Origin of the sequence: Dyadobacter sp. 32 (assembly GCF_902506755.1) — a bacterium.
GTDB lineage: Bacteria > Bacteroidota > Bacteroidia > Cytophagales > Spirosomataceae > Dyadobacter.
Genome location: NZ_LR735258.1, coordinates 2,311,219 through 2,327,268, shown reverse-complemented (window position 1 = coordinate 2,327,268; position 16,050 = coordinate 2,311,219). Strand labels below are relative to the sequence as shown.

Sequence of the window (16,050 nt, the reverse complement as noted above, 5' to 3'; positions counted from 1 at the left end):
TCAAAAAAACTTCCATGATTCAGTACTTAACTAGCTGACGGAAAGATGTTTATGAGATAAATATCTTGATTTTCAATGGTAACAATTCGATTTTTGTTCATCTTAAACATTATTATCATGTTAGAAACAAGCTTCGGGTTGATTTTCTTTTTGAAAAGACCCAATCCAGAATTAGCAGACGGAATGCGCTACCTTTACTGTCGCGTTACTGTCAACGGAATTCCAAAAGACATCTCTACAAAACGTATCTGGCATCCATCTAAATGGAGTGTTAGCGCTGGGCGGGCCACAGGGAACAAGGAAGACACCAAAACATTGAATGCTTATCTTGATACTCTGACCTCAAAAATCTACGAGGCAAAGCGATCACTCATTGAGGCGAATAAAGAGGTCACTTCAGAAGCAATTAAGAATCTCCTTCTGGGTCGAACGGAAAGTGGGAAAACTATCCTTCCTATATTTCGCGAGCACAACGATCAAATCGCAGCTTTAATCGGAGCCGATTTTGCGCCAGGCACATTGGAGCGGTACGAGACTTGCCTTAAACACACTCGTGACTACATCAAATGGAAATACCAGGCAGACGATCTTGAAATCAAGAAGCTGGACTACGAATTCATATCTCAGTACGAGTTCTGGCTCAAGGCTGTCAAAAAAATTAGTCATAATACGACGATGAAGTATCTGGCGAACTTCAAAAAGATCGTTCTGCTTTGTGTGAAGAGAGGTTGGCTCCACCGCGATCCATTTTATGCTTTTAAGTTCTCAAAAAGAGAAGTTGATAGGCAAGCCTTAACCGAAAGTGAGTTGAAGAAGGTTTGGGATAAGGAAATGGGTGATGGACGTTTGTCATACGTTAAGGATATTTTTCTATTCTGCTGTTACACCGGGTTGGCCTACGCTGATGTGTATAAACTAAAGCGGACTGAAATTGTAGAAGGGATCGACGGCGGCAAGTGGATCACTACCAAACGGCAGAAAACAGATACACCTTCCAGAATTCCGCTGTTGCCAATGGCGTTGGAAATAATGGAGAAGTATGAAGAACATCCGCAGTGCGAGAATGAAAATAGGGTGCTCCCGGTGCTGTCTAATCAGAAGATGAATTCCTACTTGAAGGAGATTGCGGATCTGTGTGGGATTAAGAAGAATATCACATTTCACTTGGCTCGGCATACTTTCGCGACTACGGTGACTTTGACAAATGGGGTTCCGATTGAGAGTGTTTCCAAGATGCTGGGGCATCGGAATATTAAGACTACTCAGCAGTATGCAAAGATTGTAGATAGGAAGATTAGTGATGATATGAGAAAGTTAAAAGAGATTCTAGCTAAGTAAAGTTCTTTTTTCTAAGACCAACTTTCAGAGATCGTGACACGCAGGATTAAAATCCTGTGTGTCACGATAAGTAAGTCAATTGACCTCACTGTTATCTTCCGAGAGTCCGGCTTTTTCTTTTTCCAGGGCGCTCAATTAGTTGAACAAGTCGATCTCCGGCGACGCCGCCGATGTTAGTTGGTTGCGTCAATTGTATTCTCCTGTGGTGGTTGTAATTGTGATTTTCGCTCCTCTGCTACCTTCAAAATTTCCTTAAACGCCGAAGCATCACTTACCTTTTCACATTCCTGTTTTGCTGCATCATGCAGTTTGGTAAGATTGTCAATGTCTTTAGCTTCTTTAATGGTATTTATTAGGAAAGTTTTACGTTCTGCCGTGATTAGCTCTGGTTCGGGTGGGCCGGGATCTACCTTGCTACCGGGAAGACATTTTTGTAAACGCTCGAATTCGCCTTTCGGAATGGCGTATGAATTTCCACGAGCTTCAAGATTGACCCATACCGAGTCAATGTCATACAGATAGCGGCCAACGCCCCACTTGACGGCAGCACGTTTAAACGCATCCGAGATACGGCCTTTTTCAGCTTCAACGGCAGTATCACCAGCGCCATCGGCCTTTACAATCCATTCACCGCCAATGCGAACAGATAAATAACAAATGGCAGTTGAACCGTAATATTCATATCGATCCTGCCAGTTTTCAGGTCCAAGGACCTCGTCGAGACGACGCATAACGTCACGGGCGTCAATGTATGCAAGCGCCATGCCTTTGTCTTTGTTTTTGGTTGTTGAACCAACACGCCATGAAACAAGTGATGGGTCGAATGGAGCGCAGAGCTTCTCAGTAATTTCAGACATTATTTGCTTCCTCTCAGCACATATCGGCCATTGATGTATTCGATCTTGCCTTCAACTGTCAGCTCTTCAATCGCTACGGGTACATGTTCTGGCGCACCACTTTTCTCTATCAATTCATCTTTTGATAATGACTGGTAGAAAATAGACAGACGATGAACAATGCCATCTTTGACGGCTTGTGGTGGTGTGGTGTATCCGTAGATCATGTATTTGTTCTCCTTGTTCTATTTTCACAGTAGCCGCCACGGTCACACCTGTCAACAATAAAAATGCAGTTCAGTGAAAATAATTTTAGGCTTGACTTTCATGGTCACGCGAGATAACAATCGGGCATGACGTTATCAGAATACCTCACCGCTAAGAATATAAGCGCAGCTTCATTCGCTAAGGAAGTAGGGTTCTCAATTATAAAAAAGCCCCGAAAGTTAGTTTTGTTGGGGCCAGTTTAATTCGAAGCGTTATTCACATGCGTTGAGAAAAAGCTTTCCAAGTGGAGCCAGATCATAAACATCATTCTTTTTCCTTTTGACCTTTTCGTTTGGTGTTCCGTCTAATTCCTTAGCCCTAAATGTGTATTCAATTCTCGCTTCTAAGAGCCGTAATCGTTGTAGATTTTCGATCTCCTCACGACTGAGTACAAGTTGATTTTTCAATTCAACTTCAACAGGAATGTCATTGAAAAGAATTCGCGAATGAAACTTCACAGCGTGGCGAAGGATTTTGACCTCATTTACCGTGAGTTCTGATAAGATAGATGGAAGTGCGTTTGTCGTTAAATTCTTTTCAGCGTCCAGATAGGTGACCAAGAGATTGATCCAAAGCTCCTTTAAAAATAGATCGCTCTCGCGCGCGTAACCTTCAAGGAACATCAGCAAGGTTTTAAAAGGAATTTGCTTGGTAGTTATCCCTTTCTCGTGGATCTTTTGATACACGAGCTTTGCAACTCCAGTATTTTCCGCGTGAGTCAAAATTGGGAAATAAGGCGTTACGCTCGAATCAAATTTTGGATTTGACCTGTCAAGCATTCTTTGAAGCCAACCCGAGAGGGCTTCTGAGATTAAGTTGTTCATAAAAAAATTTGTGTGTGTGATTAAAAGACAAAAGTGCAAATAATATCACTGAAATCCAAATAAATGTTACTGACAGTATCATTTATTAATAAAACCCCAACAGATTGCTCCATCGGGGTTTTATTGAACATCCTAAGGCCTCAGTTACTTTCTTGTTAAGCCTTCTTCCGCAAGACGGTTATCAACATACGATAGTAGTTCATCGGGCGAAAAAATGACTTTTGGGTCACCTTTACTATGAATACCCGCAATTAATCCAACGACAGACGCCAGTACGCGGCCTTCTGGTGAATCGGCAATGCTTTTCGCTGGTGCTATTCCTGTTAATAGCGTTTCGGAAATATTGGATTTTAATCCATTTTCGTCACTGACGCATTCGGCAACTAAATCAAACCCGCCACCAGTATCAAACATGAAACTTTCATTGAATGTGTAGGATGCTCCTTCGCGGTCATAAACCTTCTGTCCACGGTAAAATTTTTCAGTAAAATCAAAACTCATAAATTGTAATTTAAGATTATTAATAATTTACTTACAAAATCTATCTTTTTTTGGTTCATTTTCTGATAAAAAATCTTTTAAGTTGCCAAATTTATTACGAATTCACTTTGATAGTAAAAAAAGATAATTCTGACTTGACATTGTACTAATATAAAATATAGTTCTCGTATAGGGGCAGCCGGGCACGGTGTCCTGTTTCATCCTTCGCCGGATAGGACAGCCCCATTTTCCATCGGGCGGAGCAAGGCGGAGAACACATGAATGTCTTTCGAGCAATTTTACTCACTATATCCCCGATGCATAAACAAGGCGCAGGCGTTGAAAGCCTATACCAAGGCAATCAAGCAGGGGGCAACCGATGAACAACTTGTCAACGGTGCAATCGAATATCAGCAATGGTGTGACCGCAACGGCACAGCCAGAGAATATATCGCGCACCCTGCAACATGGCTTAACCAAGGCCGGTGGGAGAATGACTACCGCTCAGATGATCGAAGCCAGCCAGCCAAGGGAAGTGGCAATCACACTAGACAGAGCCAAGTCGGCATGGCTATGGCTGTGGCAGTTAAAATCGTCCAGAAAGAAAGTGCTGGTATCCCGGTTCATTCCCCAGGGCGAGAGAGCGATCTACCGTTCTGAGTACAGCTTGCCAGAGGGCATGACTGAGGATGCGGTTATTAAGGGGCTGACTGAAATGGTTCGTCCTTGCTCACCCACCGTTTTAAAGTATTTCGTCACCTTACAAGCGTTCAAACCGTTCTTTGATGCAGACGCTGAGCGTGTGAACATCATTTATGACATGATTTTTCAGGACTTAAAAGACGAACCGGAGGTTGCGGTTGTTCTGGCGCTGGAAGATTTACGCACCGCGAAAGGCAAATATTTTCCACTCGATGAAGTTCTGCCAGCGGTACTTGAATACCGTGATCTGATTTACGACGCCCTCGATTTCTTTAAAGGAGAATACCATTAACCAGCAGAATTCCGGTTGGGCAACACGGCGTTATTTTAGCCGATCCTCCATGGGCATATGAGATGTAATCAGAAAAGGGTCATGCAAAATCACCCTATGCTCACTACGATTGTATGAATTATCAACAGTTGGAAGCTTTGCGGGACGACATCCTTTTTTCAACAGGTCCTAATGCAGTCTGTTTTATGTGGGCTGTGTGGCCCAAACTTGACGAAGCATTCAAGTTGATGAAAGCTTGGGGTTTCGAATATAAAACGGGCGGAGCATGGCACAAGCGTTCAAAAACTTGGGTTGAAGGCCAAAAAGACCCAAAATCTGCATTTGGGACTGGCTATTTGTTAAGAAGCGCATCAGAGCCTTTCTTGATTGGTACAGTCGGAAACCCTAACATTTTGAATAAATCAACAAGAAATATCATTGAAGCAGCCGTAAGAGAACACAGTAGAAAACCAGACTGTCAGTACAAGATTATCGAATCACTGTTCGATGGGCCATACTTGGAACTGTTCGCTAGAAATCAAAGAGAGGGTTGGTCTGTTTTCGGTAATCAGGTTGACAAGTTTTGATATCTGTTTTATAAATAAAAGAAAGCCCCATGGTTGCTGGCAGCATCCCACAGGGCGACTAACTGGATTTTTCCGAGCAGTTAGGTGATAAGGTATAATAGTACCATTTCGCCTTTTTGTCAATCCCCCCAGTTTGTTTGATTTGTTGCTCATAAAGTTTCGACCGCTTTCTACATTAGCGGTAATCGCGGGTTCAGCTTCGCCTTGCTTCCCGCAGCCTGTACGGAATGGGTATTCCCCAAGAGGTAGGTACTTCTGATGACTTCCAGCCGATTTTATCACCCGGCCTATGTTTTCAGGAGGCAACAGCCTTAAAGTGTTGCGGCAAGGGTTAGATTGGTAGTCTGGCAGGGGGAAACCCCAAAGGGAAACGAGTATTGCGCCCGTAAGGGTCTGGCTGATAACCAGCTACCGAGACGACAGTGGTTATTCCGGCAGGCAAGAAAGGCGATAGCTATGAGTTAACACACACAGGAGAGTAAAATGGCAGACTTCATGATAACCAGAGAATTCGACGTGTCGGATATAATCACTGAGATTTCACCCAACTTTAGAGGAATACTGGTCCTTTACTGTGATAAGGAGGGCGGCCACCGATTAGAAACCCATGGCGATCATGAGCATGTTGAGAAAAAGTGTCTAGAAATATTAACCAATACGAAAAACAGCAAATGAATACAGGAGGCTACATTGCCGGATGATAAATTAAGGATCAAATATCTGAAATACCTAAAGTCCGACCACTGGAGCGATTGAAACAGGAGAAGGCCAGTAAAACAGAAAAGAAATGCGAAGTATGCCCTTCAATTGAAAACATTGATCTTCACCACTTGATTTATCGGAACTGGGTAGATGTCAAACCAAACGATTTGATATGGCTTTGCCGGAGATGCCACCAGATCACCCACGATTTATTGAAGTCAGGCAAGTTAAAATACAGATCCGGCTCATCCCGAGCCAGGTACATTTCAACCAAGTTTCATGTTCGTAAGGAGATCAAAAAGCGCTACAATAAATCTCTGGACTGGAAGATAAGACTACGCGTATTTTTAAACGAGACTGTAAAATGAACTCTGTCTAAAAGTTTTAACTTTAAGACAGAACATGGAAAAGACAGAATTCGAACAGATGCGCGACAAGGCGCTCGAACAGTTAATGAAAGGACAATCGTTAACTGGTAAAGATGGCGTTTTCGCGCCCTTACTTCAACAATTTTTGGAAAGTGCTCTTGAATCAGAGATGAACACTCACCTCAGTGAGCAAGAACGCGAATCAGGTAACAAACGCAATGGTAAAGGTAGCAAACGCTTAAAAACCATGTCTGGCGAAATCATTCTGACTACGCCAGAGGATCGAAAAAGCAGCTTTTCGCCGCAAATCGTCAAGAAACGCGAAACGGTCCTGGCTGACAATCTGGCTCCTCAAATTATTGGGTTATATAGTAAGGGAATGAGTTTTCGGGATATATCCGACCACATCCAGCAGATGTATGATGTTGAGATATCTCATGCCACGCTATCAGAGATCACTGAACGCGTGATTCCTCAGGTCAAAGAATGGCAGAGTAGGCCTTTGGAAAGCCTTTATACCATTGTATGGCTCGATGCTATGCATTATAAGGTTCGAGACGGGGGGCGGGTGGTAACACGAGCTGTATATAATGTTCTAGGAGTAAATCGAGATGGCTATAAAGATCTGATTGGCATGTATGTGTCTGAAAGTGAGGGAGCTAATTTTTGGCTTTCGGTTCTTACTGATTTGAAATCCAGGGGCGTAAAAGATATTTTGATAGCTTGTACGGACAATCTGACCGGCTTTTCTGAGGCAATATTAGCGTCTTTTCCGGAATCAGAGATACAGAGTTGCATCATTCATCAGATCAGAAATTCGTTGAAATATGTAGCTTCCAAGGATCAAAAAGTTTTCATGCAGGACTTAAAAACGGTTTATCAAGCTCCTACAAAAGATAAAGCGGAATTGGAGCTTGATAAACTTAACGATAAGTGGGGCTCCAAGTACCCTGTCGTAATCAAATCCTGGCAGAATAATTGGCACAAACTGTCAACTTATTTTGCTTATGATGAGCAGATTAGGAGGCTTATTTACACGACAAATGCCGTCGAGGGTTTTCATCGGCAAGTCAGAAAAATCACCAAAACAAAAGGAGCTTTTCCTAATGATATGGCATTACTCAAATTGATCTACCTGGCGGTCGAGAATATTAGCCGAAAATGGACGTCGCCTTTGCAAAATTGGGCACTGACAGCTCAACAACTGCATATCAAATTTGGCGACAGAATGCGAATGGACCTTTAATTTTGCTTCCCAATATAAAACGCAAAAATAGCCCGTTATTGAATTTATCAAGGGTATATAAACGGCCTCGTGCCTCAGCCGCCCTTGACAAATCCAATAACAAGCAAAAAAGCATTTGAAATCGAAAAGAAAAATTAAATTTGAATCAACTTAGATGGCCAGACAGAGTTTAAATTACACTCCCTTTTAAACATCACTTAACGAATTCAACAAATGTCCAATTGTCGTATCTTCTTTCGTCTTTTTTCTCCCAAGGTTTACCTACAAATTTTAGCTTTTTAGATTGTTCTTCTCCGTGGATAATAGGAAATACTTCGATAATAATTTCTTTGCCCAAAACATAATTTGGATACTCTTCCTCTGCTTTTTTACTTGCTAATCTAATGATGTCGTGTTCTGTCATTGTTTGAGAATTTTAATAACAAAGGTAACAAAAATGAATTGCTACACCCTTAGACCAGAAGAATACGAACCGTTTCACACATCTAGGAACTTGGAAAATTCCCATTCCCTATGGGCTTCCCCAGAAACTGCTTCAATAACCAATCGTTCTCGAAACTCTACAGTATGTTTAATCCTTTTGCCTTCAGATTCCTCGAAAACGTCAATGTAAATTACCTGCGGATTTAAATTGAATGGGAAATTTACAGTTTGAGGGATGGCAATTTCTATTATTTCTTCTTGGCTCATCATAATACAATCGGTTAATTAAAGACGAATAAATACAACTCAACAGCCACAACCACTATAAACACAAGGAAAGCAACCCATGACAGAACAGCGCGATAATTCACCGGTTTCGACGGCTTCAGATACGGTTCATCAACGGGACGGAATGGAACATCAAGAGCCTCCGTCTCGACTGGATCAACTGATTTTAATGAAGGTAGATCTAGCTGTGTGCGAGCATAATATTGAACTGGCTGCTCAATTACGGGCTGCACAACGGGAGCTTCGACTGTCACACTTGGCACACGCGGTTTCGGCACTTCTGCTACTGGCGGCAATTCTACGGCTTTGGGCAAATCATTGACTGGTACAGAAGAATTCGGGATTTGCGCCAAACGCGCTTCCATAGCTTCATAAGCGAGTTTCTTGCGTTGTTCTTCCGTCATAGCCAAGGGTTTAGGTTTGAAATATAGGAAGTTGCCAGTGAAAAAGCAATGGACAGTAACACGAAAACAGATTAGTATTTAGTGGGTAGGGCGGTACTGAAAGCAGAAGTACGGTCAGAAGATGATGACCTAGGGCGGTTCAAATCGAAAGCGTAACTACAGGTAAAGCTGGCGTACATCCATGGTTTGATAGTAGCGGCGGGTTGAAATAGACCACAGGCGATACACCGACGAAATGGGGATTACCAAGCCAGAGTAGCGACTGGCCTCTACTCAACAGTTTCGGTTCCAACTTATCCTTTCTACTTGGTGGTGAGATAACAAGTCATAGCGACAATGCCAGAGGAAGCGGCTCCCGGATACACTGGTTGCTCTGATGGTCAAAGGGTAGTTGGGTAATTATTAGCCTGTAATTGTCGTTACTCACTACTCAAATCTTTTTTCTTCTTCACTGGATGTGTCATTGCCTGATGAAGTAAGCAAATTTTTCGGTATCAAAATGGTTCGACCTTTTGGGTGGCCGTGGGCAATTGATTTGGACGGACTATATCTCCCAGTTTGACAGGCTTTGTGCGTCGAAACGCCTTTCCCGCCCGTCTTTTTGGAGATAATAGCCTTTAAACCACTGCCTTTTAAAGCTTTTGGCCCAGGTTTGCCACCGTTACTTTTTTTCATTCTGGCTGGAAGTATTGTTTTGTTGACTTGAGCCGGTGCTGTCAGTTTGTTTTGGCGCGGATTCCTTCGCTGCAGCATTAATCAAGCTACTATGAACGGGAACGGTTCTACCTTTTTGCTCTAAACTGTCGGTATTGATAATTGCTTTTTCTGGCATAACTGTTGTTTTTGGTGTTAAAGCGTTAATTGAACAAAATATGATAAGTGTTGCCATCCCTAAAAATAGGGTGGCAGTGGTAACAAAATTAAGAATTCGGATAACCTTGTTTCGAGAGCGGATGTTGGCAACAATTACCTTGGCCTCGAATTTCTGTTCAGCATTTTCGTCATAAGACTTTTCTGCGAACAGGCTGGATAATTGGTGTGACAGAAGATTGATCCCCAGGGTAAGGCCCATTAAGACCCAGCTTGCGATCAGGAATGATATGCCTGTTGAAGTCTCAAGCTTTACAATTTTTTCAAGAAAGGTCAACGACAGCACCAGCGTGCCAGCAGAGATGTAAGTAACATTCTTCTCGTAATCGTCGTCGCTTTTATCCTTAATACTTTGTATTAAATTAACGGAAATTTCCTTGTCAGGAGTTTTCGCCATGTGGTATAGTGTTGAGCAAAGGATTTAACCAGCTGAATAAGAAAGGTTTCATCCACAAATATACGCCATTTTATATGAAGCTGGAAACATACCGCCAATGGCTGAACGGCATATCATGGATCGGATTACTGACCCAGCCTCACGCCCGACAAAGATTATTTTTTCTTCTTGTCAGGAGCCTGCGTCAATAATGCTCCCGCCAAACTTTTAGTCAGTTTAGAGGTGTTAGGATTGGACAGAGCCTTGGCAGCTTTTGCAGCCATAGCGGGGGAGGTTTTTTCGTTTTTTGCCATGATATATATAGTTATTTTCATATTGAACGTATACTTAATCGTTCGAGTTCACATTTTCTTAAAATATTTTTAATCAGCACTTTGTAAAATTAATGATACGTAGAATATCTACGATCAGTATCAATTTATTCGACATTGACGAAAGCGCTGGGATAATGTAAAATAATCGGATCGGGGCAAGGCTCCAACCGTTTAACCCAAGGGGCGCAACGTGACTAAGTACGTAGATAAATTTAAGAACCCGGCAAACAATTATGTTGAGACAGCTACAACGCCATTCTCATTTCTGCTTTGTATGTTATTCGGGCCGCTGTATTTCCTAATGAAGGGCAATTTCAAGCACAGCCTGCTTTCCCTGATACTCATGGTCATGACCGCAGGCGTATCAAACTTCATTTATCCCTTTGGCGTCTATGTAATAAATAAAGAATATTACATGAAACGCGGCTGGATCGCGGTGTAATGACACTTACCGCCAAACAAGAGGCATTTTGCCAAGCAATGATGAGCTGCGACAGTTCAAGTGAAGCATACCGAAAGGCCTACGACACAAAGGACATGCTTCCGGCCAGCGTTCACCGCAAGGCAAAAGAGCTTATGGATAACGTCAAGATTGCGGCAAGGCTCGCAGAACTGAGAGCACCGGTAATCGAACGGGCACAGTTAAGCCTCGAAGAGCATTTGAACGACCTGAAAACCCTGAGAGACAAGGCAGCAGCCAAATCACAATTCGCGGCAGCCATTACCGCTGAGATTGCCAGAGGGCGGGCCGCAGGTCATTACGGACCGAAGATGCCAGAACCACCAGCCGGGGGATTGACCGTTCCAGAGGATTATACTTTAAGCCCTGACGAGAACGTGCCGGATGCGCCAATCCTCTAACGCACCCGTTCAACTTACACCAAAGCAAGCATTCATATTCGTATGGGGATGGCAGCCGTTAGCCCGCTTCCGTGATGCTGTATGTGGACGACGGTTCGGCAAGACATTCCTTGGTAAAGCCGAGATGCGAAGAGCTGCCCGGCTGGCAATGAAATGGGGCGTGAGCGTTGAAGACGAGATATGGTACGGCGCACCAACCTTCAAACAGGCCAAGCGGGTATTCTGGCGCAGACTTAAACAGGCAATCCCTCCTGAGTGGCGGGAAGGACGACCAAACGAGACTGAATGATCAATCACGCTGAAAACAGGCCATATCATACGGATTGTAGGTTTAGACCAATACGACAACCTGCGCGGATCTGGATTGTCTTTTGTTTTGATTGACGAATGGGCAGACTGTCCATATGAAGCCTGGGAGGAAGTTATCCGGCCAATGCTTTCCACCTGTAAATATTGGGTTGGTGGCATTTTAAGAAGGGGAGGCTATGCGCTAAGGATTGGCACACCAAGGGGGTTTAACCACTGCTACGATACATATCAAGACGGACAGGGCATTGAGCCAGACCACAAAAGTTGGCAGTACAGTACGCTGGACGGGGGAAACGTACCAGAAGAAGAAGTGGACGCGGCCAGATGAACGCTCGACCCGAGAATCTTCCGGCAGGAATACGAAGCCACCTTTGAAAACTATCAGGGCGTCATTTAGTACTGCTTTGACCGCAGGAAGAACCACACAGATACGACCGTTAGGCCGGGCGAAAAGCTGCATATCGGAATGGATTTTAACGTATCTCACATGGCTGGGATTGTGTTTGTCATTCGAGACGATCTACCGTTTGCCGTAGATGAGTTTATTGATGTGTTTGATACCCCGGCCATGATTAACAAGATTGATGAACGCTACCCAGATCACGACATTACGGTTTATCCTGATGCTTCTGGCGACAATCGAAAGAGTACAAATGCCAGTGAAACAGACATCGCTTTGCTGAAAAAGGCTAAATACACCGTCGTGACAGATAGAGCCAATCCAACCGTGAAAGATCGTATCAACAGCATGAATGCTATGTTGTGTAACACATATGACGAACGCCGATTGCTTGTCAACACAACAAAATGCCCGAATTTCACACGATCCTTGGAACGTCAAGTATGGGATGAAAAAGGCGAACCGGATAAGAAGTCAGGATTTGACCACCCGAATGATGGCGGTGGAGACTGCATTACCAATCTATATCCAATTATCAAGAGAACGATGTCAACGGCGAGAGTGGGAGGGCAATAAAAAACAGTACCCAGTCCCCCGTTGTGCGTAGTGTTCTTCGAACACTGCGTGCTTATAATCTTAGACCGTTTGCAACGGTCTAAGACATAGTTGAAATTCATCATGGACCATAATTATACGGGCCTTCGAGAGCCTTTATTAGCAATTTATTAATTGATTGGTTCGAATTCCTCGCTAAAAATAACTTCAGTCGAGCTTAGAGCTAAGTGCAATAGAAAATTTCACGATAAGTATTTGGGGACACTTACAAACTGATTATGAATTTGAGAAGCATTCTTTACATCGTAACCAACGCGAAGAATTTGCGCCGTGCAATATTGGCTACTGGAAGAATAACATTTTCACTTTCGTTAGCTTTGGAAAATACTAAGATAGCTTATGACAAAAGCGCTTGCACGCTAACGGCGCGCATGCGCTTCTGATGACAAGTGGCTTGATCTTGCGTAGTTTTTATACATGAGATCATCTTCTTGTCGCTCAGAAGGTGCCATTAAACTTGTCTGGTCACCTGATTGAAGGCGACGGTTGAGCTGCACTTGCTACATTGCTGCAATCCTCTTCCAAAGATTTGCTGCAAAAATACATAAGGTAAGATTGCTTTATGGGCAGATTTCGACAAAACGGTTGAAAATAGGGTCGTAAACCCAGTAGCAGCCGTCACCAAGGAGCGCATCCTGCCCGCTTTTTCCTGCTGGAGTGGACTTTAGGGTGATGCTTTTGAACTCATATGGGGAAAGTTCAAACTCTTCTAAAAGGGCGTTTAATTTACTTGCAAGCCCTGCATTAAGCGCTGATACAACTTGGTCTGGGTTCATAATATTAGTTGTTATTGATTACATTTATTTTAATGGAGTCTTGTATCTGTGTGGGTTCATTTGCTTCATTAAGAAGAAAACAATGGATGGTAATGTCGGAACCTGCTGGATAATAGGTTGGAGAGTATGTTGTGCTAACCTCCGAGTTTGCATCGCTGGAAAGTATTTGCTGTCTGAACCTGCCTTTTGCTCCTTGGCCATTTGCGGCTATGTCTTCAAATTTTACTTTGTAATTTTTGGACACTCCTGCATTTTTTTCGCTCGTTAGTTTTCCAGTAATAACAACTTCAGATCCGTAGCCAGTTTTTACTGAGAAACTTGAAGCAGAAAGTTTTAGAAATTTAGGCTCTGACTTGGCCAATGTAATTGAATCCTTAACCAGAAAGTCTATATATCTGCTCTGAACTTCGGGTTTTGCAGAGAAAACGATTTTCCCTTCAGTGTTTGGTACTACAAATTCAGCTTTTGCAATAAGCTGGCCGCCTTCAAACTCTGCTTTTTTGGTAATTGCCCGATCTTTTCCATTGACAAATTCGCCATTGCTTGCCGTAAAGACAATATTTCGTTTATCCACATCTGCCGCATCGTCTAGCTGCACAGACACTTTCAACTTGGTGCCACCGTCGGCCAGGATGCCTTCTTTTGGAGAAATCTGAAGGTTCCTGATAACCTGATCGGTCGTTATTTTGTTCTCGCATGCGACGGCAATAGCCGCGGCGAATACGATTAAGATCCAGTTTCGTTTCATCTTATTTGAAAACCATGTTTACAATCCTTGTCACCGGTTCTAGAAAGTCGATGTCTAAAGCTATCGAGACATATCCGCCCATAGTCGCTTTCTTCTGATCAGATAGGGGGTTTTTCTGAGTTCTGTTTAGAAACATGGGGCCGGCACTTACTCTAAAAAGTCTTGATACGCGTACGGAGGGGCCAATAGTAAGAGATGTATTGGCATAAAAATTATCAAACTGATTGTTCTTCATTGGTCCAAGAGTTAACCCCACATTGAGTCCTACGAAGTGCCATATGTCACGTCTGGTCAAAAGTGCGGCAGTGTCTGCTTTGGCGTTGCGTTTGGAATCCTTCAGTGGGCGTAAATCCTTGTTGAGAGCCCGAAAGTTGATATTGAGACCTAAAAACAATTTTGGTATTTGCACGATTTCACCAGAATTGGTTTTTGCCGCACCGTAGGCAATTCCCGCCAGCATAGAAAAATAGTTTTTGCCTTGAGCTTGCAGATCTTTTGCTCCAGAATTTCCAGTCAGCCATCTTGCCTCGAGCTGGTTTTCAAATATTGAGGCCATTTGCTTGGAGGCAGTTTTCAGAATGTCCCGGTTTTTTTGGAGCAACCCGATTTGAGCCACTAAGGATTTTTTCAGCGCCGCGAAATTCACTGGATCGTAAATTGATAGTTCGGATACGATGTCTTTGAATGTGGTGAAATAACGGATCGTACTATCAAGATTGGCGATTCGTTTTTCTTCATTTATGGGATCTATCTTAGGGAAATCGGCTGCATAATTCAAAGGGGTGTACCCAAAAGCGATGTACGAACTTTTTGTGCGTAAATTCTCTCCAAACAAGACCAAATCAGGTTTTAGCGCAATTTTCCTCGCAGCATCACCTATTAGCTTCAACTGAGGATCTGAGACTGTACTAAGCTTGTTGAAAGTTGTTGTATCGTTTATGGCGTCCAAATACGGCTTGGTTTTCGCGTATAAATTATCATAATATATTTTTAATGTCTGATGAAACACATAGCGGGAACTTTTATATGAGAAAGTTGAGTCATTGGCTTTTTCGCGTAGATCTCTCCCTTTGTCGATTATTTTCGGGTTTTTAAATATGGAATCTGAATCTGTGGTTCTCTTTTCTACTCTATAAATTTCTCTGTTAAGATCTTTTGCCAATTCAATATTTTTTTGTGAAAGCTTGAATATCAGCAAAATGTCGAAATCGCGACTTGGTTTCAACTCAGGAACACGCAGCAACAGTCGTTTAGGATTGGCTGCGTCAGGAACGACAGTTAGATAATAGTTCGGTATTGCTAAATTGTTGCCTTTAACATCATTCCCGTTACTTACCAGATCGCTCACGCCATTTTGATAGTTTACTTCGTAGATCGAAGCTTTTTTGAGGGCATCGACACTTAGCCCATCTACCTCAAGATAAAATATTTCATCAAAGGGAATGTTGTTGTCTCCGGCTACGCTCCGCGTAACCGGGTCAAATTTGATCACTTTTACGGACTTGGCTCTTTTGGACCCTCCTTGCGAAAATGAATAAAGGGGGGCCATGATGGCAAATAGTAGTAATAATCTTAACATATAATTTTATAGAGGGATGGTTTCTGAGAAGTTTCGATCAATGTTGTCAGGTAATCAGTTAATTTGTTTGAATATCTTTTTAAATTTTTGATGCTTATCCTATTCCACCTCAATCCAATGGATTTTGATTTTAACTGCTTCTTAGAATATTTCACACAGAGATCCATTTGCATTCCTGTATTCTATATTTGTTTTGCCATGGGCGTGAAACAGATTAGTTAGGTTATAAATGTTGCTGAATTAACATGTGAAATTTCTATTTTCCCCTAGGTAAATTTACAAAGCGTAATTCTCATCCTTATAGCCATGTTTGTGAGTCACGACAAGGAGGTCTTTTCGTAGAACAACAATGGCTAGAAAAATTGTCACCTACCAAAAATGGGATCAACGGTAGTGTCTCAAACCGTCATTGTTTTATGCTCACTGAAATTCGGGGGAGTTATTA

The 16,050-nt window shown here is 42.7% G+C and carries 21 protein-coding genes and 1 pseudogene; 9 read left to right on the top strand and 13 right to left on the bottom strand.

Annotation, left to right across the window (positions count from 1 at the left end; genetic code table 11):
• Positions 1-117: 117 nt before the first annotated feature.
• Positions 118-1,338, top strand: a complete 1,221-nt coding sequence (locus DYADSP32_RS09385; protein ID WP_149242970.1) for a site-specific integrase — start codon at positions 118-120, stop codon at positions 1,336-1,338.
• A 173-nt stretch (positions 1,339-1,511) separates the two neighbouring features.
• Here the strand turns inward: DYADSP32_RS09385 and DYADSP32_RS09380 are convergent, their stop codons facing one another.
• The 4 genes from DYADSP32_RS09380 to DYADSP32_RS09365 form a co-directional block, all read right to left on the bottom strand.
• The gene (locus DYADSP32_RS09380) at positions 1,512-2,195 is read right to left on the bottom strand and encodes a Rad52/Rad22 family DNA repair protein (protein ID WP_414617650.1); all 684 of its coding nucleotides are present in this window, start codon (positions 2,193-2,195) and stop codon (positions 1,512-1,514) included.
• A complete protein-coding gene (locus DYADSP32_RS09375; RefSeq protein WP_149242972.1) occupies positions 2,195-2,401 on the bottom strand; it encodes a hypothetical protein in 207 nt (68 codons plus the stop codon). Before DYADSP32_RS09375 ends, DYADSP32_RS09380 begins: the two co-directional genes overlap by 1 nt.
• Positions 2,402-2,653: 252 nt before the next feature.
• Complete coding sequence (locus DYADSP32_RS09370; protein ID WP_149242973.1) at positions 2,654-3,265, bottom strand: Abi-alpha family protein; 612 nt, start codon at positions 3,263-3,265, stop codon at positions 2,654-2,656.
• A gap of 144 nt (positions 3,266-3,409) precedes the next feature.
• Positions 3,410-3,766 carry a hypothetical protein gene (locus DYADSP32_RS09365; protein ID WP_149242974.1) on the bottom strand — a complete coding sequence of 119 codons (357 nt, stop codon included), beginning with the start codon at positions 3,764-3,766 and terminating at the stop codon, positions 3,410-3,412.
• A gap of 358 nt (positions 3,767-4,124) precedes the next feature.
• Between DYADSP32_RS09365 and DYADSP32_RS09360 the strand changes: the two genes are divergently transcribed.
• The 3 genes and pseudogenes from DYADSP32_RS09360 to DYADSP32_RS09350 all read left to right on the top strand — a co-directional run bounded on the left by DYADSP32_RS09360 (position 4,125) and on the right by DYADSP32_RS09350 (position 7,621).
• Positions 4,125-4,739 carry a hypothetical protein gene (locus DYADSP32_RS09360; RefSeq protein ID WP_149242975.1) on the top strand — a complete coding sequence of 205 codons (615 nt, stop codon included), beginning with the start codon at positions 4,125-4,127 and terminating at the stop codon, positions 4,737-4,739.
• Positions 4,740-4,840: 101 nt separating this feature from the next.
• Positions 4,841-5,305, top strand: a pseudogene (locus DYADSP32_RS09355) (MT-A70 family methyltransferase); the annotation flags it as partial.
• A 1,104-nt stretch (positions 5,306-6,409) separates the two neighbouring features.
• Positions 6,410-7,621, top strand: a complete 1,212-nt coding sequence (locus DYADSP32_RS09350) for an IS256 family transposase (protein WP_149240312.1) — start codon at positions 6,410-6,412, stop codon at positions 7,619-7,621.
• 193 nt (positions 7,622-7,814) lie between these two features.
• Here DYADSP32_RS09350 and DYADSP32_RS09345 read toward each other — a convergent pair whose 3' ends face one another.
• From DYADSP32_RS09345 to DYADSP32_RS09320, 6 genes are all read right to left on the bottom strand, one after another.
• On the bottom strand, positions 7,815-8,024 hold the full coding sequence (locus DYADSP32_RS09345) for a hypothetical protein (RefSeq protein WP_149242976.1): 210 nt from the start codon (positions 8,022-8,024) through the stop codon (positions 7,815-7,817).
• Positions 8,025-8,098: 74 nt separating this feature from the next.
• The gene (locus tag DYADSP32_RS09340) at positions 8,099-8,314 is read right to left on the bottom strand and encodes a hypothetical protein (protein WP_149242977.1); all 216 of its coding nucleotides are present in this window, start codon (positions 8,312-8,314) and stop codon (positions 8,099-8,101) included.
• Positions 8,315-8,325: 11 nt separating this feature from the next.
• The gene (locus DYADSP32_RS09335; protein ID WP_149242978.1) at positions 8,326-8,736 is read right to left on the bottom strand and encodes a hypothetical protein; all 411 of its coding nucleotides are present in this window, start codon (positions 8,734-8,736) and stop codon (positions 8,326-8,328) included.
• Between the two features lie 426 nt (positions 8,737-9,162).
• Entirely contained in the window at positions 9,163-9,411 is a 249-nt protein-coding gene (locus tag DYADSP32_RS09330; RefSeq protein WP_149242979.1) for a hypothetical protein, read from the bottom strand.
• Entirely contained in the window at positions 9,398-10,003 is a 606-nt protein-coding gene (locus DYADSP32_RS09325) for a hypothetical protein (protein WP_149242980.1), read from the bottom strand. Before DYADSP32_RS09325 ends, DYADSP32_RS09330 begins: the two co-directional genes overlap by 14 nt.
• A 155-nt stretch (positions 10,004-10,158) precedes the next feature.
• Positions 10,159-10,296, bottom strand: coding sequence for a hypothetical protein (locus tag DYADSP32_RS09320; RefSeq protein WP_414617649.1), 138 nt, complete (start codon positions 10,294-10,296; stop codon positions 10,159-10,161).
• Between the two features lie 211 nt (positions 10,297-10,507).
• Between DYADSP32_RS09320 and DYADSP32_RS09315 the strand changes: the two genes are divergently transcribed.
• The 5 genes from DYADSP32_RS09315 (at position 10,508) to DYADSP32_RS09295 (ending at position 12,463) form a co-directional block, all read left to right on the top strand.
• The gene (locus tag DYADSP32_RS09315; protein ID WP_149242981.1) at positions 10,508-10,759 is read left to right on the top strand and encodes a hypothetical protein; all 252 of its coding nucleotides are present in this window, start codon (positions 10,508-10,510) and stop codon (positions 10,757-10,759) included.
• On the top strand, positions 10,759-11,178 hold the full coding sequence (locus DYADSP32_RS09310; protein WP_149242982.1) for a terminase small subunit: 420 nt from the start codon (positions 10,759-10,761) through the stop codon (positions 11,176-11,178). Before DYADSP32_RS09315 ends, DYADSP32_RS09310 begins: the two co-directional genes overlap by 1 nt.
• Positions 11,162-11,467, top strand: a complete 306-nt coding sequence (locus tag DYADSP32_RS09305) for a hypothetical protein (RefSeq protein WP_414617648.1) — start codon at positions 11,162-11,164, stop codon at positions 11,465-11,467. The genes DYADSP32_RS09310 and DYADSP32_RS09305 overlap by 17 nt, the downstream gene beginning before the upstream one ends.
• Positions 11,468-11,542: 75 nt before the next feature.
• On the top strand, positions 11,543-11,815 hold the full coding sequence (locus DYADSP32_RS09300; RefSeq protein ID WP_414617647.1) for a hypothetical protein: 273 nt from the start codon (positions 11,543-11,545) through the stop codon (positions 11,813-11,815).
• Positions 11,816-11,953: 138 nt separating this feature from the next.
• On the top strand, positions 11,954-12,463 hold the full coding sequence (locus DYADSP32_RS09295; protein WP_414617646.1) for a hypothetical protein: 510 nt from the start codon (positions 11,954-11,956) through the stop codon (positions 12,461-12,463).
• Between the two features lie 599 nt (positions 12,464-13,062).
• Here the strand turns inward: DYADSP32_RS09295 and DYADSP32_RS09290 are convergent.
• The 3 genes from DYADSP32_RS09290 to DYADSP32_RS09280 are packed head-to-tail and all read right to left on the bottom strand — an operon-like array spanning position 13,063 to position 15,374.
• On the bottom strand, positions 13,063-13,278 hold the full coding sequence (locus DYADSP32_RS09290) for a hypothetical protein (protein WP_149242983.1): 216 nt from the start codon (positions 13,276-13,278) through the stop codon (positions 13,063-13,065).
• A 4-nt stretch (positions 13,279-13,282) separates the two neighbouring features.
• Positions 13,283-14,026: a hypothetical protein gene (locus DYADSP32_RS09285; protein ID WP_149242984.1), complete on the bottom strand. Its 744-nt coding sequence runs from the start codon at positions 14,024-14,026 to the stop codon at positions 13,283-13,285.
• Position 14,027: 1 nt separating this feature from the next.
• Positions 14,028-15,374 carry a hypothetical protein gene (locus DYADSP32_RS09280; protein ID WP_149242985.1) on the bottom strand — a complete coding sequence of 449 codons (1,347 nt, stop codon included), beginning with the start codon at positions 15,372-15,374 and terminating at the stop codon, positions 14,028-14,030.
• Positions 15,375-16,050 lie beyond the last annotated feature (676 nt).